Below are 21982 nucleotides of genomic sequence, written 5' to 3' on the forward strand. Positions count from 1 at the left end.
GAAATCAAGGCAAATGCCTAGGAACAAAACCCGGGGCACTTCAAGTGAAGAATGCTTTAACTGGCCCCACCTTACCGGCATTCCTCTCAAACTTGGCCTCTGTTCGCTATGAGCGTTGGGGCACTGTTTAGAAGACTGAAATGGTAGCGGTGTGGTGAGTATCTGGTAGCGCCTGAGTGAGTATCCGGTAGCGGAGGCTCGCCTAGGCTCGGCACGGGCGGCGGGTCTGTCAAGGATCCAGGGATGGCCGCGTTGACAGGGGCGGGTTTGATGCCGGCGCTCCGAGGGCTCGGTACTGCCGCGTTCCGAGTAGTTGGTACCTGGACAGCCGAGCCGGGCCGACTGTATGACCCCGGCTGCAGGCATTACTCGTTCGAGCAGGCCACTGGGGGTGTCCTTGCGCATGGTGAAGACTTCTATGCGGCTTCGGTGTCCGCTATGTTGCAGCCGGCTCTCCGTCAGCGTTATTCGCAACTGCCCACAACGGTCCAGCGAGTCTTCGGTGCTGAGAACGCTCGGGGCCCGGGCTCCCCAGAAAGTCCCACGACCACTGTTGTCGGCCTGGAATCGAGACAGCGGTGCAGTTCGCGAGCAGGCTCCAGGCGTCTCCTTCTTATGACAGGTCGCGCTGTCACAGCTTCACCGAAACACGGTACTTGAAGCATGAACTATGAAAGCGCCCTGCAGTACCAAGTACGCGGAGCACCGGTACCAACTACGCGGAACCGCGGTACCAACTCCCCCGAAGCGTCGTGCATCAAGGATGGGCTTGGGCCGCTCCTGAAGCGAGGTGAACTGCAACCGGGCTGGGTTCAATCTAGTGCCGAAGAGTCGCGCCGACAGTAGAGGCTTCCGCGGCATAGCTCCAGTTTCAAAAGCGGACTTCATCCGGAACGAGCCGCACCCGAATGAAGCGGATACGGGAACCATCACCGAATGCAATTTGAGCCGCTACCGGATACTCACTGAAGCGCTACCGGATAGTCACGACACTGCTACCAAATAACCGGTCGCAACAGCACAGCGCCTAAGGCGCATACGGAAGCTGGGTTAACATTTACTCATGTCTGTTTCTGAGCTGTCCACCAGTACCCAGAACTATTTGAAAGCTATCTGGGGGCTAAAGGAATGGTCATCCGAGCCCGTTACCGCCACACTTATAGCGAAACAGCTGGGACTCAAGCTCTCCTCGGTCTCCGATGCAGTGCGCAAAATGTCGAAGCAAGGGCTCGTGTCACACACGCCCTATGGCTCTGTGGAGTTAACCGAACTTGGCAGGCAGTACGCATTGGTCATGGTGCGCCGCCACCGATTGCTTGAGTCTTTTTTGGTTCAAGCATTGGATTATACGTGGGACGAGGTCCATGATGAAGCCGAAAATCTTGAACACGCGGTGTCTGACATGCTCATAGAGCGCGTGGATAAGTTCCTCAATTACCCCACTAGGGATCCACACGGCGACCCTATCCCTACGGTTGATGGACAGGTCACTATCCCCAGTGCGCACCGTCTCACCGACAGCGGCGCACAACCGCAGGTGACCGTGGAACGCATTTCTGATTCCGACCCACAACTGCTGGCCTTCCTCAAAGAGCAAGGCATCGTCATTGGGGCTGTTCTTACCACGCGCGAAGGAACGCCCTTTTCAGAATCGCTCGAAGTACAGGTAGCCGACAGTACTCAGTGGGTAGTACTTGGGCGCCCAGCTACGGACGCAGTGTTTGTAGCACACCACAGCCTGTAGTCTTTCCCTTTCTCATTAATCCTGTCCCTACCTGCCCTTTTAAAAACTACGGTGCGGCGTAGTTTGCAACTACGGTAGTACGTAGTTAATCTTTTCGATCATCACCTATCCCACTTATGGCTAAGGCCAGGATGAGCAGGATTGTCATGTCAGACTCACCAGATTTGGTGTACTTTTCTAGCGTTTCTGAAAACACAAAAAGATTCGTCGAACGCTTAGATAGACCCGCAGTGCGCATTCCACTGCGGCCCAAGAAAACCGGAATGATCCAGGTTTCACACCCGTACGTACTCATCGTTCCAACCTACGGCGGTGGCTCGCTCAAACGCGCAGTCCCCAAACAGGTCATCGACTTCCTCAATGACCCAATCAACCGTTCCTTTATCCGGGGCGTGATTACCTCAGGCAATACCAACTTCGGAAGCGCTTACTGCGTCGCCGGCCGCATCATTTCCGCTAAGTGCCACGTTCCAGAGCTGTATCACTTCGAGCTACTCGGCACGCAGAAGGACGTTGCCGCTGTAAAGCAGGGCCTTCACAAGTTTTGGGAGCAGCAAAGCAACTAACAATTACACCCCATTGATTTCCCACAAAATGAAGACCACATCCGCAACACACAGATTGGAAACCACAATGCCGCCACTTAAGGCCACCCCCACACAGCCCATTGGCCCTACGCCCCGCACCGCTTCAGCAGACGATGCCGGCGGTGTCGGTAAGCGCAAGAGCTACCATGCACTCAACGCGCAGCTGAACCTATTCGACGATTCGGGAAGAATCCAGTTCGACAAGGACATTGAGGCAACACAAGACTTTTTAGCGCACCATGTCACTCCCCGCATGCATCAGTTTGAATCCACCAAGCAGCGCTTGGAGTGGTTGGTTGATAACGAATACTACGAGCGGGAATTCCTTGAGCTTTATGATGACGATTTTCTGTGCACTATGTACGACAGAGCCCACCGAGCCAAGCATCAGTTCCGCACTTTCCTCGGCGCATTTAAGTTCTTTACTTCATACGCACTGAAAACCTTTGATGGCTCGCGATTTCTGGAAGGCTACGAAGAACGCGTCGCCACCACAGCTTTGTACCTTGCACAGGGCGATGAAGAGCTTGCGGAGAAGCTGGTGGATGACATCATGACCGGACGCTTCCAGCCCGCCACCCCTACTTTTCTCAACGCAGGAAAAGCCCAGCGTGGCGAAATGGTCTCCTGCTTCCTCCTTCGCATCGAAGACAATTTGGAAAGCATTGGCCGCAGCGTGAACTCTGCACTGCAGCTTTCAAAACGCGGCGGTGGTGTGGCCTTGTTACTGAGCAATCTGCGCGAATCCGGAGCCCCAATCAAAAAGATTGAGAACCAAGCTTCCGGCGTAGTCCCAGTCATGAAAATTCTGGAAGATAGCTTCAGCTATGCCAACCAATTGGGCGCTCGACAGGGCGCTGGAGCCGTCTACCTACATGCGCACCATCCAGATATTCTTCGTTTCCTGGATACCAAGCGGGAAAATGCCGATGAGAAAGTCCGCATTAAGACTCTTTCGCTGGGAGTTGTTATTCCAGATATAACCTTCCAGCTGGCCAAAGAGAACAAGGATATGCATCTTTTTAGCCCGTATGACATCGCTCGCGAGTACGGCGTAGCCATGTCTGACATGTCTATCACCGAGTATTACGACGAGCTGGTTTCCAATCCGCGAATTTCTCATACGACTATCAAGGCCCGCGAGTTTTTCACCACGCTGGCTGAGCTTCAGTTTGAATCTGGATACCCCTACATACTCTTTGAGGATACGGTCAACCGCGCTAATCCCCTCAAAGGACATATCAATATGTCCAATCTGTGTAGTGAGATCCTCCAGGTCAACACGCCATCCACCTACGGCGCCTCAGGTAACTACACCACCGTTGGCCAGGACATTTCCTGCAATCTAGGGTCGCTCAACATCGCTAAAGCTTTTGAATCACCGGACTTTGGGGAAACTGTTGAAACCGCGGTGCGCGCTCTCACGAAGGTCTCAGACCTAACAAATATCGAAGCTGTTCCTTCCATCGCTCACGGTAATGCATCCATGCATGCCATCGGGTTGGGTCAAATGAATCTCCACGGTTTCCTGGCTTCCAAGCGTATTCCTTATGGCTGCGCCGAAGCACTGGACTTTACAAATATCTATTTCCTGACCGTGACCTATCATGCGCTCCGTGCATCCCATGCGCTAGCGGTTGAGAAAGGTCAACGATTCACTGGCTTTGAAGAATCCACCTATGCCACTGGCGTCTACTTCGACAAGTACATCGACCAAGACTGGGCGCCGGCCACTGACCACGTAAAACAGCTATTCCATGAGGCTGGCGTGCAGATTCCTCAACGCGAGGATTGGCTACGGCTCAAGAACCAAGTGATGCAAGACGGCATCTACAACGCCTACTTGCAGGCAGTTCCACCCACTGGATCAATTTCCTACATCAATGACTCCACCGCGTCCATACACCCGATTGCCTCCAAGATTGAAATACGCAAGGAAGGCCGCTTGGGGCGCGTGTACTACCCCGCACCGGAAATGACCAACGACAACTTGGAGTATTTCGATGACTCCTACACCGTGGGGTACAAAAAAATCATCGACACCTACGCTATGGCCACCCAACACGTGGACCAAGGGCTTTCCCTGACTTTGTTCTTCACCGCTGACACCACTACGCGGGACATCAACAAGGCACAAATCTATGCCTGGAAAGCCGGAATCAAGACCTTGTACTACATCCGTTTACGCCAACCTGCACTCCAGGGAACCGAGGTCGAAGGCTGCGTTTCCTGTGCTCTGTAGGAACACGGTCCTTCCTTCATTCACAACCATCCATCAAGAAAGAAAGAAGCTATGTCTTCAACATCAAACACTGCTGAGCTAACCAGCATCTCAGTTACGCCGCCAAGTTACCGGCATGACCCTTCAGCCCGCATCCGCGCCATCAATTGGAATCGGGTGAGCGATGAGAAGGATCTTGAAGTGTGGAACCGCCTCACCGCCAACTTTTGGTTGCCAGAAAAGGTTCCACTTTCAAACGATCTCCCGGCGTGGCAGAGGATGACACCGGAGGAACGCAACCTCACCATGCGGGTGTTCACGGGACTCACCACCCTGGACACCGTCCAGGCCACTGTGGGCGAAATCTGTCAGATCCAAGATGCCCGCACCGAGCACGAGGAGGCCGTGTATACCAACATCGCCTTCATGCAATCAGTCCATGCCCGTTCTTACTCTTCAGTGTTTTCTACTTTGAGCAGTACGAAAGAAATTGATGAGGCATACCGCTGGGCGGTGAATAATGACCTTCTCCAGGCACGCGCCAAAAAAGTGCTCACTCATTATTTTGGACCCGATCCACTCAAGCGCAAAGTGTCATCGACGCTGCTTTCCTCGCTGCTTCTCTACGCGGGTTTCTATCTTCCCCTGCATTTTTCCGTCCACGCCACCCTGACAAATACGGCAGACATGATTCGCCTCATTCTGCGTGACAAGGCAGTGCACGGTTACTACTCAGGCTACAAGTACCAGCGCGGACTGGAAACGTCTGCTCCACAACGGCAACAGGAGATGCATGATTTCACTATTTCCTTGCTCGAAGAGCTTTATGCCCTAGAGCTGGATTATTCCGGCGAGCTATATGAGCCGTTGGGGCTCATGGATGATGTAGCTGTATTCGTTCGCTATAACGCCAATAAGGCGCTCATGAATTTGGGCTATCCGGACTACTTCCCACCTGAAGAAACGGAAGTGAACCCGGAAATCCTCGCTGCCCTAGCACCTGGAGCAGATGAAAACCATGACTTCTTCTCCGGCTCCGGTTCCTCCTATGTCATTGGCACCGCTGAAGAAACGAGTGATGATGACTGGGATTTCTAAACCGTTTCCACGACCAGACCAAGGAAGCTGGCTTGAGACCATCGCGCTGTTTGAAGCCATCCGCGAAGGAAACCAACCAGCAGCCATGCGGCTTTTGGATACGTCCGCCGCACGGGAGGCCGTCCTCGGGGGACTGTTAGGACTCATCGAACTGTACTTCCGCCATGAAGAAGACAAAGTGGATAACTTTCTTACTGCCGCCCACGCCGCCGGGCCACCGCCTGCCTTTGGCTGCAAGCCTTTTCTCCCTTGATCGCACGTACCTACGCCCAACTAAGAAGAAAGGACTTCCTATGACCACCCCACGCATTAGTGTTATCGTCGGCAGCCTGCGCCGCGGCTCATTTGCGCGCAAGATTGCACACGAAGTGCTCACAATGATCCCTGAAAACTACCAGGCAGACATCGTTGAAATCCGTGACTTGCCGCTCTATGACTTCGACTACGATGACCCCTCGGTCACGGACAAGCCCATTCCAGCTGAGTACACCACTTTCCGCGACACCATCAAGAACTCGAGCGGCGTCCTCTTTGTTACCCCGGAAAACAACCGTACTATCCCTGCCTGTCTCAAGAATGCAGTGGACATCGGTTCCAAGCCCAACTCGGATGTGGCTTGGAAGAACCTTCCCGCAGGTATCATCAGTCACTCTGTAGGCCGCATGGGCGGCTACAGTTCACAGAAGAACCTCCGGCTCGCCCTGTCCTACTTCGATATGCCGCTTCCTGGTCAGCCCGAGGTATTCCTTGGCCAATCCCCCACCCTCTTCGAAGACTCCGGCCATCTCAATGAAGGCACCGCAGGCTTTGTCAAAGACTACGTTATACGCTTCCTGCAGTTGGTCGACATGACATTAACAGCCAAGCACAGCTAGCGACGGCGACTAACCCTAGCCACCGCCCTCTACGAAGTACTTGAAGGCTTCTAAAGGGCCTTCTCAAAGACACAAACCCCGGATTCACACTCATCCTTGAGTTACCTGAATCTGAACCCAGGACGCTTCAAAAAACACCGCTCTAATTCTTCGATTTTCGCTGAATTAGAGCGGTTTTAGCGCTGTCGCTGGACACTGACCCTGGCGACATCCTGTTAGGCCGCTACAGGGCCATACAGGGCAGGGGAGACCCCCATCTACGGCTTGCCGCCGTCGGGGGGTGCTGGGCATCTACTCTTCGGGCCTGACGCTGCTCACCCTTGGGATTAAGATCTCGCGTCCGGCGGCTGCAGCTATCGACGGCGTCATTTTGACCATCGGCACCATCTGGGTCGTCTTCGTCTCCCAAAGCTTCCTTGGGCCGTTCCAGTCGTTCCTGATCACCCTCGGCGTGCCGCTGGCTAGCTGGGCAGGCATTCTCGTTGCGGACATCTTCGCCCGCACTAAGGATTACGACGAGCCGGCGTTGTACGATTCGGCAGGTCGCTACGGCGCCGTGGACTGGACCTCGATCGGGATTCTTGCCGTGGCTTCGGTAATCGGGTGGGGTCTTGTGGCCAACATGTTTGCGGAGGAAGCTTCCTGGAACAACTGGCAGGGATACTTCCTGCCGCTGGTTGGGGAGCACTGGGCGGACGCGAACCTCGGTGTGCTCGTCGCACTCGTGCTCTCGTTTGTGGCGGCGTGGTTTGGGCGCCGCGGCCGCATCCGCCGCCAAGAGGGGACTGCGGCCTAGGCGCTGTGCCCGGTTATGCCCCGGCGTCCTAGCGCGCCGGGTTGCTGACCAGGATCCGATCCACCTGCTCGGCCAGGTCTTCGGGTGCCGTGTCGAAGTCGCCGGGCAGTTCCCGATCCGCATGCTCGAGGGCTTCCTGGTCGTGCTCGCCGGTGGCAAGGTGCGCCTCCGCCTCGTCGAGTAGCCGCTTCAACCGTGTCAGGTTGAGTTGGTAAGCGCCGTCGTTCTCCGGGCCGGGGACCTCCTGGAGCCAACCCGTGCCGGTGAAGGTGGGCAGTGTCGCATCGATGATGTCGCGCTTGAGCCAGTTGGTCATGCTGGGCCCACCGAAGTTTTCCACCCGGCCCGCTGTTGCCTGACGGACGGTGCCGGTGGGGGTAAGGGTGGGGCCAGTGGTGTCGTCGGCAAGCAATGCCACCTGCATCAAAATTTTCAGTTCTCGGGGAAATAGGGACGGGGCTTCAATGCACCCCACTGCGGCTTTGAGCAGTTCGCCCAACAACGCCTCCTTATTCGGTTGTGTTCGGACAAGGAGACATTATAAATCCGCCTCCGACACCGGGAGGCGGATTCTCGAACGGATGTGTGGTTTGTGGTTAGCGCTGCAACTTCCAGATCACGGAGTTCGTGGAACCTGCGCGCACGAGCGCGATGTTGGCGGTGTCGAAGACGTAGAGCTCACCGGTAAAGCCCGGGACAATGAACGCGGAGCCGAAGCGCTGCACCTGCAGCGGGTTGAGCTTCTTCGGCTGGCCCACAAAGCCTTGGTTCCAGCAGTGGGTGCCGGTAAAGCCTCGGCTGATGGACACTGCGGGGATGAGCTGCTCTGGAGGGTTGCACTCCGGCTGGGTTTTGCGGGCGGTGTCGGAGACGCAAATGGTTTTGGTTTCGCCGCCGACTTGGTAGGACTCGCAACGCACGTTGCCGTTCTGGTTGGAGTAGGTACCGACGTTGTTTTGTGCGGCGGCGGAGGGGGCGAGGGCTGCGGTGGCGGTAAGGATCGCGACGGCAGCGACGGTTACTGGGGCTGTACGTGTGATCTGCATAACAGAAGTATTCCAGGCTATCCCCAGCGTTGCACGCCTCCTGGCAGCGATTTCAGCACAATCCCATGCTGTTTCGCCTGTTCCGCATAGGTTTTCACAAATTTTTCAGAACGCACTCCACCGGCGCAATAGACCACCACGTCGTCGCCTTCGGCGTACTGCGACAGCGCGCGAGAAACCGCCTCGGGGTCACGTTCGATCTGGGTCAGTGGCAGGTGAGTGGAGTTGACCGGCAGGTCCGCAATCGCCCGCTCGTGGGGTTCACGGATGTCCAGGGCGTGAGCTTTGCGGGTAGTGATGTCGTCGAAAAGCAATCGCCCCTCGGTGCTCACGGTGCAGGCGTCGGTGTAGGTGCTCAAGCGCGTGGTCAGTGGGCGCGCCGGGTCGCGGGGGACGGTGAAACGGCGGATGGTGGTGGTCAGCGCGTCGTACATGTGCAGCCGGCCGATCTCCGCCTCGCCGATGCCCGTGAGGAACTTCACGGCTTCGGTGGACATCAGCGAGCCGACCACGGAGGTGGTCACGCCGAGCACACCCGCGGTGGCACAATCCGGCACGGAATCCGCATCCGGCTGGGTGGGGTAGAGGTCCCGCATGCCCACGCCACCCTCTGGCGCGCCGGGGCCGGAGTGCCACAGAGCGATGTCGCCGCGGTAGCGCAGCACCGAGCCCCACAGCAGCGGCGTGCCGGTGATTTCGGCGGCGTCGGCGGCGAGGAATTTGGTGGCAAAGGTATCTGAGCCGTCGATAAGTAAGTCGATGCCGTCAAGGGCCTCGATGAAGTTGTCGGCGGTCAGGCGATCCTTCACCGGCGTGACAGTGATGCCGGGCTGGAGCGCGCGCAGGCGCTCTGCGGCCACCTCCACCTTGCTGCGGCCGACGTCCTCGGCGCCGAAGAGGATCTGGCGGTGGATGTTGGTGATGTCCACGGTATCGTCATCCCACACCGTAATGTTGCCAACGCCCGTGGCGGCCAGCGTCTGCATGACGGGGCAGCCCAGGCCGCCCGCGCCGATGACCAACACGTGCGCGTCGTATAGGCGTTCTTGCTGCTCCGGGCCGAATCCGGGCAGGTTCATCTGGCGCGCGGTGCGCTTGAGCTCGTCGTGGGGGAGCACTTAGAGCACCGCGTCTTCCCAGTCGGCCCAGCTGGCCAAACCGTCGAAGGTGGAGGATGCCACGGCGTGCTCGCGCTTCGGGATGCGCCCAGCAGCGCGGGCCAGGCGGCCGGCCTCCACCGCGTGGCGCATCGCGTGCGCCATGGTCACCGGGTCCTGGCAACGGTTCACCGCGCTGGCGAGCAGCACGCCCGAACACCCGAGTTCCATGGCAAGGGAGGCGTCGGATGCGGTGCCCAGGCCGGCGTCGATAAGCACCGGCACCTGCGCGCGCGAGCAGATCAACTCAATGTTGTGCGGGTTCAAAATGCCCAGGCCAGTGCCAATCGGGGAGCCCAACGGCATCACCGCCGCAGCACCGAGATCCTCCAGGCGCTTGGCGGCCACCGGGTCGTCTGAGGTGTACGCCAGCACCGTAAAGCCCTCGTCTACGAGCATCTCGCAGGCGTCGACCGTTTCCACCACGTCGGGCAGCAAGGTGCGGTCGTCCGCGATGACCTCTAGTTTCACCCAATCCGTGCCCAGCGCCTCACGCGCGAGTTTCGCCGTGATCACCGCGTCGCGCGCCGTGCGGCAGCCCGCGGTGTTCGGCAGCGGACGGATATTCAGGCGCCCCAGCAGGTCAAACACGCTCTCGCCCGCACCGGTTGTCGCCGAGTGGCGGCGCATCGCCACCGTGGTCATCTCCGTTCCAGATGCCATCAGGGCGCGCTCCAGCATGTCAAAGGAACTCGCCCCACCCGTGCCCATAATCAGGTGGGATTCAAACCGCTGACCAGCAATTTCAAGCACGTCTAGCCTCCTTGAACGGCGGTGAGGATGTCCACCTCTGCGTCGTCGATAAGCGTCCGCCCCCACTGCGAGCGCGGCACGACCTCACCGTCCACCGCCACGGCGGTGCCGGCCTCAGGCGCGCCGACCTCTGCCACCAACTCCTGCACAGTCGTGGCTTCGGTGGTGGTCCTCTCACCGTTGAGCGTTAGTTGCATTCGTGCCTCCTCGGGTCGCATGCGGATAAGTTTATGAATGGTGCTTGCTTTTCGACGACCCCAGCACCACACCGAGCCCCCAACGCCGCCAACAGAATCCCGTGCCGGAAGTAACCGGTGGACACCACGGTGCGCTCGTCGATACGACCGATATACGGCAGGTCATCCGGCGTACCCGGGCGCGCGCCGGCGCCGGCCTCGAGGAAATCGCACTCCTCAACCGCCGGCACCACCTCAATCGCATCCCGCAGCAATTGGTGAACGCCCTGCACCTGGGGCTGGTCGCGGCCGTCCTCGCGTGTGGTCGCGCCGATAGTCAGCGTGTGGTCCTCGCGCGGAATGAGGTAGATCGGACGGTCCTCCACAAACCCGCGCACCACATGGTTCAGCAGCGGGTACTGGTGCTCCGGCACGCGCACGTGCAGCACGTCGCCGTACACCGGGCGCAGATCCAGAAACGGCACAAGGTCACGAGCACCCAGACCATTAGCGACGACCACCTGATCCCCGTCCAACTGCTCCACGTTGTCCACTCGCTTGGCCTTGAAGGTCACCCCGGCATTCGCGCAGGCATCCATGAGCGCCTTGGTAAACAAGCGCGGCTGCACCTGGTGGTCACCTGCAATCCGCACCGCACCATTAATGGCAGGGGAGAGCGCCGGCTCCAGGCCACGCGCCTGGCGGGTAGTCACCTTCTCCACCGCCATACCGTGCTTTTCCTGGTACTCGCTGAGTTCCGTCAGGTGCGTCTTGTCCGCCACATCGCGCGCGACCACCAGCGTGCCCTCCGTGCGATAGCCGGTAGGTAAATCGGAGTACTTCGCGGTGAGCTTGATCAGGTCCGGGTAGAGCTCCGCAGACGCCGCCATCAGCGGAAAGAGCGGGTCTTGCTTATAGACGACCTCCGCCGTCGGCGCCAACATCCCACCCGCATAATGCGACGCCCCCGACGCCGGCGCCGGGTCGTACACCGTGACCGTATGGCCCCGATCCGCCAACGTAAGCGCAGTAGACAGACCGATGATGCCCGCACCGACAACCGAGATATTCACAGCGATCAGGGTAGCGCTTTTGCCCGGTCCGTTTGGCCCCTTTCAAACTCCGCGACCACACGCTCGCAATAGTCCTGGGAATTATCGGCGTGCATGATGCCGCGCACAATGGCCAACCCGTCCACGCCCGCAAGTGCCAGGTGGTACGCATCGTCCACCGTCACGTCCCCGATGGCCACCAGCGGCACCTGGGCAGCCGCCACTAGGGGCGGGTAGCCGCCGAAGCCCAGGGGAGGCCGGCCCGAGTCCTTCGTCGGAGTGTCGCGGAAAGGCCCGCAGCCGATGTAATCGATCACGTCTTTGTATGCGTTCGCGGCCTGAACCAGCTCCATCGTGCCGGTGGTCAGGCCGATGATCGCGTCCGGGCCGAGCAGGTCGCGCGCTACCTTAACGTCCAGGTCGTCTTGGCCCACGTGCACGCCGGCGATGCCGTGGTCGCGCAGTGCTAAGGCGACGTCGACGCGGTCGTCGATAAGCACCTGCGTCTTCGGGTTCACCTCGTGCACTGCCTCGGCCACATCGCGCGAGAGGTTGTACAGGTCGCGCGCACTAATCGGCTTCGAGCGCACCTGCACAACCCCAGCACCGCCAGCCGCGGCGGCGCGGGCGCGCTCCACAATGTCGTCACCCTGACCGGTGACAAAGTAACAGCGCAGGTCGAGTTCGGGTTTGCCCATAAGCTGCGAATCCATGCACATCACCCTATGCGGATTAGATCTGTAGCGGGCCGGTGCGTGTCGGATGGCCTAGCGGCTCGATGTGCACGATCGTCTCCGCGCCACCAAGCGCTGCGGCGATGCCTTCCTCCACCGCATCCGCGTGATCGTGGGAGTGATCCACCGTCCAGGAGCCTGGCACCTGCATGACCAGGTTGACCAAGCGGTCGCGGCCAGCCTCCGCCGTGCGCACGGACGTGAACGTCACGCCGTTGTCCTTGGCATAGGCATCCAGAAAGTTATGGACGACGTTCTGCTCATCCTCAGGCAGCGTGTGCGATAGCAGCCCCAGGATCGCACCCTTGAGCAGTTTGTAGCCGGTGAACAAGATGTTCAGACCAACCAGCAGCGCCACAATCGGGTCGAGCGGCTGCCAGCCGGTCAGCCACACCAGCGCCATGCCCACGATGACGCCCACCGTGGTCCACACGTCCGTGATCAAGTGGTGCCCGTCCGCGTTCAGAGTGGTGGAGCGGTACTTCTTACCCGCGCGGATGAGCGCGACACCCACGCCGAGGTTCAACAGCGTGGCCACGATAGAGAACGCCAGGCCGATGCCGAGCTGCTGCACCGGTACCGGGTTGATCAGGCGATCCACCGCCGTATAAATGATCACTATAGAGGCGATCAGGATGAGTGTGCCCTCCACCTGGGCGGAGAAGTACTCGGCGCGGGAGTGGCCGAAGTTGTGGTTGTCGTCCGCCGGCTTGGCTGAAAGCTTCAGCGCCCACAGGCCCACGGCGGCTGCGACGAGGTTGATCCCGGACTCCAACGCGTCCGATAAGAAACCCACAGAACCCGTCACCCACGCCGCGATTGCCTTCAGCACAATCGTGACAATGGTAGCGCCGATGGAGAGCCACATGAAGCGCTCTAAAAGCTTTTGTTCATCAACAGCTGCCCTGGTAGAGGCGGGTTCTTGGGTATTCATAGCGGGACGAATCGTAGCACTTGCGTACGCTGGTTGTCCACGTCAATGCTGTCTCATTGAAAGGAACACACCATGGGCCGTTGGGTCGTCGCAATCGCAGGTGCCGTCGTGGGCGCGCTGTTCTTTGGCTGGCTGCTGCAAATGCTCGGCGTCACCGGCATCCTTTACACCGTCGGAGTACTTATCGGGTCCGCTGTGACCTCCTCTGCCGCCGGTGCACTGATCAAGCCCGGGCGGTAACCCGGGCGCGTTGTTGTTTCCCACCAGTTAGGAACACCCCTTATGGCGCGCACACGCCGTCTCCACTCAGACCCCTTGATTTTCTTCTCCGCCTTGGGGTTCATCCTCATCTTCGTTGCGGGCACCATCGCGTTTGGCGATACCGCCCGCAAGACCTACGCCGCCGTCTCCGGCTGGCTCATGGACCACTTCACCTGGCTCTACGTCGGCGGCATCTCCGCCACGTTGGTCTTTTTGATCTGTGTGTTCGTCTCCCGCTACGGGAACCTGCGGCTTGGCGACGACGACGATGAACCCGAATACTCATACCCCGTCTGGTTCGCCATGCTCTTTGCCGCCGGCATGGGCGCAACACTCATGTTCTGGGGTGCCGCCGAGCCACTGAACCACGCCTTCAACCCGCCACGCGGCGGCTACGAATCGATGAGCCGCGACGCGATCATCCAGGCGTTCGAGTTCACCTACTACCACTTCGGTATCCACATGTGGGTGATTTTCACCTTGCCTGGTCTGGCGGTGGGGTACTTCGTCTATAAGCGCAAAATGCCCGCGCGAATGTCCTCCATGTTCGCGCCCCTGCTCGGCCGCCGCGTGTACGAAGCGCCGGGCAAACTTCTCGACGCCCTGGGCATCATCGGCACCGTCTTCGGCCTCGCCGTCTCCGTCGGCCTGGGCGTGCTGCAGATTTCCGCCGGCATGAACATCCTCTGGGACGTGCCCCTGGTCACCCCGGTGCAAATCGCCATCATCTGCGGCATCACCATCGCCGCCTCCATCTCCGTGGCAACCGGCCTGGACAAAGGCGTGAAAATCCTGTCCAATCTGAACATCGCCGGCACCATCGCCCTGATGTTCTTCGTGCTGCTCACCGGCCCCACCCTGAAGCTGCTTGGCCAGATTACCGAATCCTTCGGCATCTACGCCCAATCCCTGCCCGAGCTGATGTTCTGGGTCGACTCCTACAACGACAACCCCGGCTGGCACGCCACCTGGACCGCCTTCTACTGGGCCTGGACCATCTGCTGGTCGCCATTCGTGGGCATGTTCTTCGCCCGCATCTCCCGCGGCCGCACCGTCCGTGAATTCATCGGCGGCACCCTGCTTTTGCCCACCGCGTTCGACCTGATCTGGTTCTCCATCTTCGGCCGCGCCGCCATCGACATGGAAGAACACAACCCCGGCGTGCTGACCAAACCCGTGGTGGAAGACGGCGACACCCCACAAGCCTTGTTCAGCCTGCTTGCGGACTACCCGCTGTACACCATCACCGGCACCGTCGCCCTCATCGTGATCGTGTTCTACTTCGTCACATCCATGGACTCCGCCGCCCTGGTGATGGACATGTTCGCCTCCGGCGAGGAAAACAAATCACCCACCTACTACCGCGTCGGCTGGGTGGTCGCCGTCGGCCTGGTCACCGGCGCGCTGCTGTTTATCAACGACTCCGGCATCAACGCCCTCCAACAAGTCGTGATCATCATCGCCCTGCCGTTCTTCTTCATGTACTTCGTCATGATGTACTCCCTGGTCAAGGCCATGAGCGACGACTCCGCCGCCGCCCGCAAGACCCGCTCCCGCACCTGGGAGAAGACCGACACCGCCGAGAAACTCGAAGAAGGCGAAAACAAACCCGCGCCGGGCTACGACTCGCAAGGCAACGAGGTGGAGCGCCCCGAACTCGAATACGACGCCGAGGACGACTCCTGGAAGTTCCCCGAAGGCTTCAAGCTAGAACGCGGCGAGCGCGACACCATTGTCGACGAGCGCCGCCAGGATTAGCGCTTGATCCGCATTTTGCGGTGGGGAACTCCGGTATCCAGGAACTCCTCACCCTCGGCGACGAGCCCGAACTGCTCGTAGTAGCCGACCAGGCCGGCCTGCGCCTCGATGATCAAATCTCCGGGGAAGCGCTCCGTGTACTCGATACCCGCACGCACAATCTCCGGGCCAAGGCCCGAGCCGCGGTGGTCGGGATGGACCACGAAACGCCCAAAGCGCGATCCCGTCTCGGTGGGGAAGACGCGGGCGCAGCCGGCGAGGGTGTCGTCGTCAAGCAATGCGAGGATGTGCTTCGTCTCGGGGCTGGCGTCCTGATCATCGATCTCCGCGTACGGGCACTGCTGCTCCGCCACGAACGTATCCACCCGCAACTTGTACAACTGGTGGACCTGGCGCGGCGTCATCTCATCCAGCGATAGAAACCTGATCATGCTTCGGCTCAATCCTTCCTGTCTTGCCATACGAGAGGTGGCGGTGCGCCCACTCAAACGGACCCTGCTTCCCGGCGCGCTCCAGCAGCACCGCGAGCGCCAGCGTGATCGCCCACACCAGCAGGCCAATGCCCAGCTTGCCGGTCACCGTGGTGTCCAGGCCGATGCCCAGAAACGCCGGGGTGCACAGCACGATGAACAGCACCGACTGTGCCAGATAGCCCGACATGGAACGCTTACCCAACGCCACGAACGTCCGCGCCCACCCCGGCACGTTGTTATTCAGGCGGTGCGTGGCCAGCGCGAGTGCCGCCAGGATGCCCGGGCCCGTGAGGTAGCCCAGCGCCTGGTTCAGGATGAACAGCGGCAGCTCCCACTGTGCCGGCAGCACACCCGCGGCCGCCAAACCCCACGGCAGGCCGATGCCGACGATGATCACCGCGGCGATAACGGTCCAGGTGATGAGGGTTTTGCGGTGCGTGGTGACGTCGACAAGCACCCGCTCCCGCGCCCACACAAACCCAATAATCGCCAACGCCCACAACTGCACCACAGCAAACGGCTGCATGGCCAACATGCCCACCGCCATCTGCAGGTTTGAGGAGAAATATGCCGCTGGCGTATCAAACGTGATCGTCGGATCCGGCTGTATGATCGCCTCCGAAGAATTGAAGAAAAACGCCGAGACGCCACCTAACACCCCGAACGTGGTGAACAGGCCCAGAATCGAATACGCCACAATGCGCAACGTCTTCGTCGACCACGACAACCCCCACGCCAACAAGATGCCCACCAGGCCATACGTGAGCATGATGTCGCCATAAAACAGGCCAAGCATGTGTGCCAAACCAAACAACGCGAGCACTGCGTATCGACGAACCAACACCCGCCGCGCATCCTTCAACGGATAGTGCTTGCGGTAGAGACTGGCCGCCACCAGCCCGAAGCCGAACCCCAACAGGGTGGAGAACATCGGCAGCCCGCGCACGTGAATAAACATCGCGGCGAACACGGCGCTGACCTGGTCGATGACGCTGTCCGGGCGGACACCACCCACCGACCAGCCCGCACGCGACTGGTCCTCAGACCAATCATTCGTGATCCACGTCTGCGCCACATTGGCCATCGCGATGCCAAGCAGTGCGGTGCCGCGCGCCAGATCAGGCACGATCAGGCGCTGTGTTTGGGGCTGCGCGGGTTGCTGGGGTTGCGCGGGTTGCTGGTTCGGGTGCGGTGCCGCATGCGAAGTCATGCGGCTCAACCTACACGGCTAGCCCGACACGTGCGCTACGGCATCAGCCACGGCGACACCGCCGCCAAAATGGTGCGCGTCGAATGATCCAACACCGGATCCAAATCCGGCGCGAACACCGGCGAGTGGTTCGCCGGAGCGCCCTCCATTTCCTTCTTGCTGCCTACCGCCCAGTAGAAGTACGGCACGCCCCAGGCTTCGGCGATGGTGGGGAAGTCCTCCGAGCCCGACAGCCGGCCGAAGTTGCCCGCGCGCTCACCGAACTGCTCGCGGAACACCGTCATGACCTTCTCCGTCGGCTCCTCGTGGTTACTAAACACCGGCGCGCCGCCAATGACCTCGAAGGTGGGCTCCCGATCGCAGCCCGCAATGGCGCATTCTCCTTGGACGATGCGCTTGATGTCGTCGTTAAGCTTGTCCGAAATCTCCTGTGTAAACGCACGCGTGGACACCTTGAGCTCCACCGAATCCGGGATCGTGTTCGGCGAATCGCCGCCGTGGACCGCGCCGACCGTGACCACGCCCATCTCCTGCGGATCGATGTTTCGAGAGATGATCGTCTGCAGGCTCATGATCACTTTCGCCGCAAGCACCACCGGGTCGATGCCATGCTGCGGCATCGAACCATGCGAGCCGCGGCCGAAAATCGTGATCTTGGTCTGCACGCACGTGGAAAACACCGGGCCGGACAGTGCGCCGACGCCATAATCGTCGATCCACGGGCCGACATGCTGGCCCAACACCACATCCGGCTTCACGATCTTCTCCGCCAAACCCGCCTGCGCCATATCCACCGCGCCCGCGCCGGTTTCCTCACCCGGCTGGAACAGGGCGATAAACGTGCCCGACCACAGGTCCTTATGCTGCGCCAACGCCTCCGCCGCACCCAACAGAGCAGTCGTGTGCATGTCGTGGCCACACGCATGCATCCGGTTCAGCGCCGGGTCCGCCGAGTACTCCAGGCCGGTCGCCTCACTTATCGGCAAGGCATCGAAATCCGCGCGGAAGCACACCACCGGACCCTCGCCGTTTTCCAGCACGCCGACCTTGCCCGTCTTGCCCACCGCCGTGACGGTGTAACCGATCGCGGTGAGTACCTCCTCAATGCGTTGCGAGGTAGCAAACTCCTGCATCGACAACTCCGGGTTTTGGTGGAACCACTTGTAAAGGTCTTCGCGCTTGTCGCGCGTCTTGTCGATCGTGTCCTCGAAACCAGCGAGGCGTCCAGTGAGTTTCGGTAAGTCAGCCATGGGCCTACCTTACGTGCCCTAAAGCACCCCCGGGTGGGTCTTCGTATGGTTGAATGGTGCCAATGTTGCCCAAGTGATTACTGTGGCAAAAGTTGTCTTCACGCGCCTTCGAAACACTGATAGGGGATAAGTATGCGCCGCCTCCCATCGGCCCGCACCATTGTCGCTGCCGCCGTCTCCGCCCTCGCGCTCGTCGTCACGCCTGCTCTTAGCGCAGGTGCCGCGCCCGCGATGGCACAAAACGCAGCGCCCGTCGACACCGCCGACCCCAACTACTTCTGGCGCACCGACATCATCTCCAAAGCCCTCGCCGGCAAACCCGGAGCCGACCGCGTCCTCCACCGCGTCCCCGGATCCTTCCACGACGCACCACGCGTCCCCGCCGAAGCCGACCAAGCCCGCGCCCGCGGCAACGCCCTCTACGGACCCGGCACCCCGCTCTACGTCGGCAACACGCCCGGCTCCGAATTCATGTGCACCGCCACCGTCGCCGGCTACAACGACCGCGGCCAAAAAGTCGCCCTCACCGCCGGCCACTGCGGCAACGTCGGCGACAAGGTCAAATCCGCCGACGCACCCCAACTCGGCACCACCGGCACCATCACCCAAGTAGACAAACAAAAAGACTTCGCCGTGATCACCCTGGACAAAAACACCGAAGTCACCCGCACCTACGACGGCATCACCGCCAACCACGTCGGCGGCGCCCCCGTCCGCCCCGGCGGCACCGTGTGCAAGAAAGGCGTCGCCTCCGGCTACACCTGCGCACCCACCTTCACCGACTGGGACACCCACAACGTCAACCACGTCTGCGCCATGCAAGGCGACTCCGGCGCCCCACTCATGGTCGGCGACCGCGTCATCGCCATGGTCAACGGCGGCACCTGGCGCGCACCTTTCGACATCGCGTGCCACAGCCCGCTGCAAGGCCCGATCCACGCGCCGACCGCCTCCGCGCGCCTGGACTCGGTCCTGCCGTCCGTGAATGGTGGGTTCCGCCTCCCGTAGATCTCGTGGGCTCGGGGGAGTCGCGGGGAGGAGTCGCGGGGAGGCAAAGACCGCTAGGCGCGGAGGCGGACGGCGACCTCGTCGACCACCTGGGGGTTGCCCGCCACGCACCAGGTCACGCCGCCGGCGTCGACCTTGACGCAGCGACCACCGACGGCCTCAACGAGCGCCTTGCCGGGCAGCCAGTCCCAGTCGGGGACGGAGTGCTGCATCCACGCACCCATTTGACCTGCGGCGATATTGGCAAGGTCGACGGAGCCGGCGCCGAGCATACGGATCGTGGCGGCGCCTGAAACCACGCGCAGCCAGGGCTCGCGAACGGCATCATCCGACATAAAGGTCGGGTGGAGGTAGGTCACCAGGGCGCTTTCGGCGAGCGGGGCGTCCTCGAGGTCGGGCAGGGCAACGCCGTTGCGGGTGGCCTCGCCGTCGGCGGCGACCCAGGTGGTGTCCAGTGCAGGGCGGTGGATGGCGGAGATGGTTGGGGTGGGGGACGGGGAGTCGTCGATAAGAGCGAGCGCCGAACAGAAGTAGTCGGAGCCTTGCGAGAAGTTGTAGGTGCCGTCGACGGGGTCGATCACCCAGGTGCGGCCGGTGCGGGAGGGGCGGTTGGCGCCCTCCTCGCCGATGACGCCGTCGTTGGGGCGAAGCGCCTCGAGCGCGCTGGCGACGAAACGCTCCGCGGCACGATCCGCTTCCGTGACCACGTCAGACACGGAGGTTTTGAACTCCGTGCCCAGGCCCTCGGCGCGCATGCGAAGGGCAAGGCCGCCGGCGTGTTGGACAAGCGCGGCGGCCAGTTCGGCGTCGGAGGAGGAACGGTGTGCGTTGATAAATGCTTCAGTCACGCCGCCATTATGGCGCAGTCGGCGCACCCTCGCGGGTCTCGGGGAGGTAGACGTTGGAGCCTAAGTCGCGGAACTCCTGAGCCATCTCGCGCTCGCCGGCCTTGGCGTCGGGGCCTGCACCGCCAGCACCGCCAGCGCCGCCAGCACCGCCCGAGAAGTCGAATGACGGCATGCCGAGGTCTGCGATTTGGTCGGCGAACTCGTCGCGAATGTCCTGGCTGATGCGCATCGAGCAGAACTTCGGTCCGCACATGGAGCAGAAGTGGGCGGTTTTCGCGGGCTCGGCCGGCAGGGTTTCGTCGTGGTATGCCTGCGCAGTGTCCGGGTCGAGGGAGAGGGCGAACTGGTCGTGCCAGCGGAACTCGAAGCGTGCCTTGCTCATGGCGTCATCCCAGTCGCGGGCGCCGGGGTGACCCTTGGCTACGTCGGCGGCGTGGGCGGCGAGTTTGTAGGTGATCACGCCGGTTTTCACGTCGTCGCGGTTGGGAAGTCCCAGGTGTTCCTTCGGGGTGACGTAGCAGAGCATGGCGGTGCCGCCGGCGGCGATGTTGGCGGCGCCGATGGCAGAGGTGATGTGGTCGTAGCCAGGGGCGATGTCGGTGACCAGGGGGCCAAGCGTGTAGAACGGCGCGCCGCCACACCACTCTTGTTCCTTCTCGTTGTTCACCTGGATCATGTTGAGGGGCACGTGGCCTGGGCCTTCGATCATGACCTGGACGTCAAAGTCCCAGGCGCGGCGGCAGAGTTCGCCGATGGTTTTGAGTTCGGCGAATTGGGCGGCGTCGTTGGCGTCGGCGACGGAGCCGGGGCGGAGGCCGTCGCCAAGCGAGAATGCGACGTCGTACTGGGAGAAGATCTCACAGAGCTCGTCGAAGTTTTCGTACAGGAAGGATTCCTTGTGGTGGGCGAGGCACCAGCCGGCCATGATGGAGCCGCCGCGAGAGACGATGCCGGTGACGCGCTTGGAGGTCAGCGGCACGAAGGGGAGGCGTACGCCGGCGTGGACGGTCATGTAATCGACGCCTTGCTCGCACTGTTCGATGACGGTGTCGCGGAAGATCTCCCAGGTCAGATCCTCGGCGATGCCGTCAACCTTCTCTAGCGCCTGGTAGATAGGCACGGTGCCGATGGGCACGGGGGAGTTGCGCAGGATCCACTCGCGGGTGGCGTGGATGTCGTTGCCGGTGGATAAGTCCATGACGGTGTCGGCACCCCAGCGGGTGGCCCAGCGCAGCTTCTCCACCTCTTCGCGGATGGAGGAGGTCACGGCGGAGTTACCGATGTTGGCGTTGATCTTGGTCAGAAACGCGTTGCCGATGATCATCGGCTCGCTTTCCGGATGGTTGACGTTGTTCGGGATGATCGCGCGCCCGGCGGCAACCTCCGCGCGGACCTTCTCCACGTCGCAGTGTTCACGCAGCGCCACGAATTCCATCTCGCGGGTGATCTCGCCGCGCCGGGCGTAGGCCATCTGGGTGACACGCTTGCCCGGCTTGGCACGCAACGGTTTGCGGGAGGCGCCACGCCACTCTTCGCTGGCGGAGCCGCGGCGGACGGCAGCGCGGCCGTCGTCAAGCAAATTGCGCTCGCGGCCGACGTATTCCTCCACGTCGCCGCGGGCGGTGATCCACTCGCCGCGCAGGTTGGGCAGGCCAACTTCCGGCTCGGCCCAGGGGCCGCGGGTGCGGTAGATCTTGAACGGCTCGTTGGGGCCGGTAGGGGAGTCGTCCAGGTGGATCGCGGTTTCCGGAACCTCCAGCCCGGCCTTCAGAATCGGCGCGTATGCGTGCTTGGGGTGGATTTCCTGGGCATAAATATCGGCATGCGTTTCAGGCACGACCTTCTCCTTACTTCCTTCGCTGGTGCTAACCAGACAGGTTCGAACGGTGCTCGCGCAGGCGTAGCGCGATCTCAGCCCGATGCCTCGGGCGCCCGTGTGGGGTCGCAGCACACTCTATCCCGTCGTGGTGGCTGCGTCAGGCAGTTCGCTAGACTTCCCGG

The 21982-nt window shown here is 61.1% G+C and carries 23 protein-coding genes and 1 riboswitch; of the genes, 10 read left to right on the plus strand and 13 right to left on the minus strand.

The annotated features are described in order from the left end of the window. Positions 1 to 1063: 1063 nt before the first annotated feature. The 7 genes from HMPREF3145_RS12120 to HMPREF3145_RS06995 all read left to right on the plus strand — a co-directional run bounded on the left by HMPREF3145_RS12120 (position 1064) and on the right by HMPREF3145_RS06995 (position 7321). Positions 1064 to 1744 (plus strand): metal-dependent transcriptional regulator, encoded by a 681-nt coding sequence (locus HMPREF3145_RS12120; protein WP_022862719.1) that lies wholly within the window; start codon positions 1064 to 1066, stop codon positions 1742 to 1744. Positions 1745 to 1860: 116 nt separating this feature from the next. Then, positions 1861 to 2310, plus strand: coding sequence for a class Ib ribonucleoside-diphosphate reductase assembly flavoprotein NrdI (gene nrdI / locus HMPREF3145_RS06975; RefSeq protein ID WP_052093126.1), 450 nt, complete (start codon positions 1861 to 1863; stop codon positions 2308 to 2310). A gap of 67 nt (positions 2311 to 2377) precedes the next feature. Next, complete coding sequence (nrdE, locus tag HMPREF3145_RS06980; protein ID WP_052205721.1) at positions 2378 to 4573, plus strand: class 1b ribonucleoside-diphosphate reductase subunit alpha; 2196 nt, start codon at positions 2378 to 2380, stop codon at positions 4571 to 4573. Positions 4574 to 4624: 51 nt separating this feature from the next. Next, positions 4625 to 5650 carry a class 1b ribonucleoside-diphosphate reductase subunit beta gene (gene nrdF, locus HMPREF3145_RS06985; RefSeq protein ID WP_034666259.1) on the plus strand — a complete coding sequence of 342 codons (1026 nt, stop codon included), beginning with the start codon at positions 4625 to 4627 and terminating at the stop codon, positions 5648 to 5650. Continuing rightward, entirely contained in the window at positions 5631 to 5903 is a 273-nt protein-coding gene (locus HMPREF3145_RS11680) for a hypothetical protein (protein WP_133065267.1), read from the plus strand. The genes nrdF and HMPREF3145_RS11680 overlap by 20 nt, the downstream gene beginning before the upstream one ends. Before the next feature lie 40 nt (positions 5904 to 5943). Beyond that, entirely contained in the window at positions 5944 to 6525 is a 582-nt protein-coding gene (locus HMPREF3145_RS06990; RefSeq protein ID WP_022862715.1) for an NADPH-dependent FMN reductase, read from the plus strand. A 280-nt stretch (positions 6526 to 6805) separates the two neighbouring features. Then, positions 6806 to 7321, plus strand: a complete 516-nt coding sequence (locus HMPREF3145_RS06995) for a purine-cytosine permease family protein (protein WP_210384171.1) — start codon at positions 6806 to 6808, stop codon at positions 7319 to 7321. Between the two features lie 28 nt (positions 7322 to 7349). Here HMPREF3145_RS06995 and HMPREF3145_RS07000 read toward each other — a convergent pair whose 3' ends face one another. The 8 genes from HMPREF3145_RS07000 to HMPREF3145_RS07035 form a co-directional block, all read right to left on the minus strand. Then, on the minus strand, positions 7350 to 7745 hold the full coding sequence (locus HMPREF3145_RS07000; protein WP_168162455.1) for a hypothetical protein: 396 nt from the start codon (positions 7743 to 7745) through the stop codon (positions 7350 to 7352). 172 nt (positions 7746 to 7917) lie between these two features. Then, on the minus strand, positions 7918 to 8367 hold the full coding sequence (locus tag HMPREF3145_RS07005) for a hypothetical protein (RefSeq protein ID WP_070422538.1): 450 nt from the start codon (positions 8365 to 8367) through the stop codon (positions 7918 to 7920). A gap of 17 nt (positions 8368 to 8384) precedes the next feature. Then, positions 8385 to 9485, minus strand: coding sequence for a ThiF family adenylyltransferase (locus tag HMPREF3145_RS07010; protein WP_246817536.1), 1101 nt, complete (start codon positions 9483 to 9485; stop codon positions 8385 to 8387). Further along, positions 9486 to 10277, minus strand: coding sequence for a thiazole synthase (locus tag HMPREF3145_RS07015; RefSeq protein WP_070422539.1), 792 nt, complete (start codon positions 10275 to 10277; stop codon positions 9486 to 9488). A gap of 2 nt (positions 10278 to 10279) precedes the next feature. Further along, entirely contained in the window at positions 10280 to 10474 is a 195-nt protein-coding gene (thiS, locus tag HMPREF3145_RS07020) for a sulfur carrier protein ThiS (RefSeq protein WP_070422540.1), read from the minus strand. Next, positions 10465 to 11532: a glycine oxidase ThiO gene (thiO, locus tag HMPREF3145_RS07025; RefSeq protein ID WP_083279438.1), complete on the minus strand. Its 1068-nt coding sequence runs from the start codon at positions 11530 to 11532 to the stop codon at positions 10465 to 10467. Before thiO ends, thiS begins: the two co-directional genes overlap by 10 nt. Then, positions 11532 to 12203 carry a thiamine phosphate synthase gene (locus HMPREF3145_RS07030; RefSeq protein WP_070422560.1) on the minus strand — a complete coding sequence of 224 codons (672 nt, stop codon included), beginning with the start codon at positions 12201 to 12203 and terminating at the stop codon, positions 11532 to 11534. The genes thiO and HMPREF3145_RS07030 overlap by 1 nt, the downstream gene beginning before the upstream one ends. 34 nt (positions 12204 to 12237) lie before the next feature. After that, positions 12238 to 13173, minus strand: a complete 936-nt coding sequence (locus HMPREF3145_RS07035; protein ID WP_070422542.1) for a cation diffusion facilitator family transporter — start codon at positions 13171 to 13173, stop codon at positions 12238 to 12240. Positions 13174 to 13245: 72 nt separating this feature from the next. Here HMPREF3145_RS07035 and HMPREF3145_RS07040 point away from each other — a divergent pair, with 72 nt between their 5' ends. Next, positions 13246 to 13413: a glycerol dehydrogenase gene (locus HMPREF3145_RS07040; protein WP_070422543.1), complete on the plus strand. Its 168-nt coding sequence runs from the start codon at positions 13246 to 13248 to the stop codon at positions 13411 to 13413. Positions 13414 to 13455: 42 nt separating this feature from the next. Further along, on the plus strand, positions 13456 to 15192 hold the full coding sequence (locus HMPREF3145_RS07045; RefSeq protein WP_083279439.1) for a BCCT family transporter: 1737 nt from the start codon (positions 13456 to 13458) through the stop codon (positions 15190 to 15192). Here HMPREF3145_RS07045 and HMPREF3145_RS07050 read toward each other — a convergent pair. Genes HMPREF3145_RS07050 through HMPREF3145_RS07060 form a run of 3 tightly spaced genes read right to left on the minus strand, consistent with a single transcriptional unit; the run spans position 15189 to position 18125 of the window. After that, a complete protein-coding gene (locus HMPREF3145_RS07050; protein WP_070422544.1) occupies positions 15189 to 15623 on the minus strand; it encodes a GNAT family N-acetyltransferase in 435 nt (144 codons plus the stop codon). The two genes, HMPREF3145_RS07045 and HMPREF3145_RS07050, sit on opposite strands and share 4 nt — an antisense overlap. Then, complete coding sequence (locus HMPREF3145_RS07055; protein ID WP_083279440.1) at positions 15598 to 16875, minus strand: DUF418 domain-containing protein; 1278 nt, start codon at positions 16873 to 16875, stop codon at positions 15598 to 15600. Before HMPREF3145_RS07055 ends, HMPREF3145_RS07050 begins: the two co-directional genes overlap by 26 nt. A gap of 35 nt (positions 16876 to 16910) precedes the next feature. Beyond that, positions 16911 to 18125: an amidohydrolase gene (locus HMPREF3145_RS07060; protein ID WP_070422545.1), complete on the minus strand. Its 1215-nt coding sequence runs from the start codon at positions 18123 to 18125 to the stop codon at positions 16911 to 16913. A 132-nt stretch (positions 18126 to 18257) separates the two neighbouring features. Between HMPREF3145_RS07060 and HMPREF3145_RS07065 the strand changes: the two genes are divergently transcribed. Beyond that, positions 18258 to 19133: a chymotrypsin family serine protease gene (locus tag HMPREF3145_RS07065; RefSeq protein ID WP_070422546.1), complete on the plus strand. Its 876-nt coding sequence runs from the start codon at positions 18258 to 18260 to the stop codon at positions 19131 to 19133. Positions 19134 to 19186: 53 nt separating this feature from the next. On the opposite strand, the gene HMPREF3145_RS07070 is transcribed toward HMPREF3145_RS07065, so the two are convergent. Beyond that, positions 19187 to 19981 (minus strand): inositol monophosphatase family protein, encoded by a 795-nt coding sequence (locus tag HMPREF3145_RS07070; RefSeq protein ID WP_246817538.1) that lies wholly within the window; start codon positions 19979 to 19981, stop codon positions 19187 to 19189. 7 nt (positions 19982 to 19988) lie between these two features. Continuing rightward, positions 19989 to 21818 carry a phosphomethylpyrimidine synthase ThiC gene (gene thiC / locus HMPREF3145_RS07075; RefSeq protein WP_070422563.1) on the minus strand — a complete coding sequence of 610 codons (1830 nt, stop codon included), beginning with the start codon at positions 21816 to 21818 and terminating at the stop codon, positions 19989 to 19991. After that, a riboswitch (TPP riboswitch) is annotated at positions 21816 to 21927 on the minus strand. (Overlaps the previous gene by 3 nt.) Between the last annotated feature and the right edge of the window lie 55 nt (positions 21928 to 21982).

The organism is Corynebacterium sp. HMSC05C01 (genome assembly GCF_001807155.1).
GTDB classification, from domain to species: domain Bacteria; phylum Actinomycetota; class Actinomycetes; order Mycobacteriales; family Mycobacteriaceae; genus Corynebacterium; species Corynebacterium coyleae.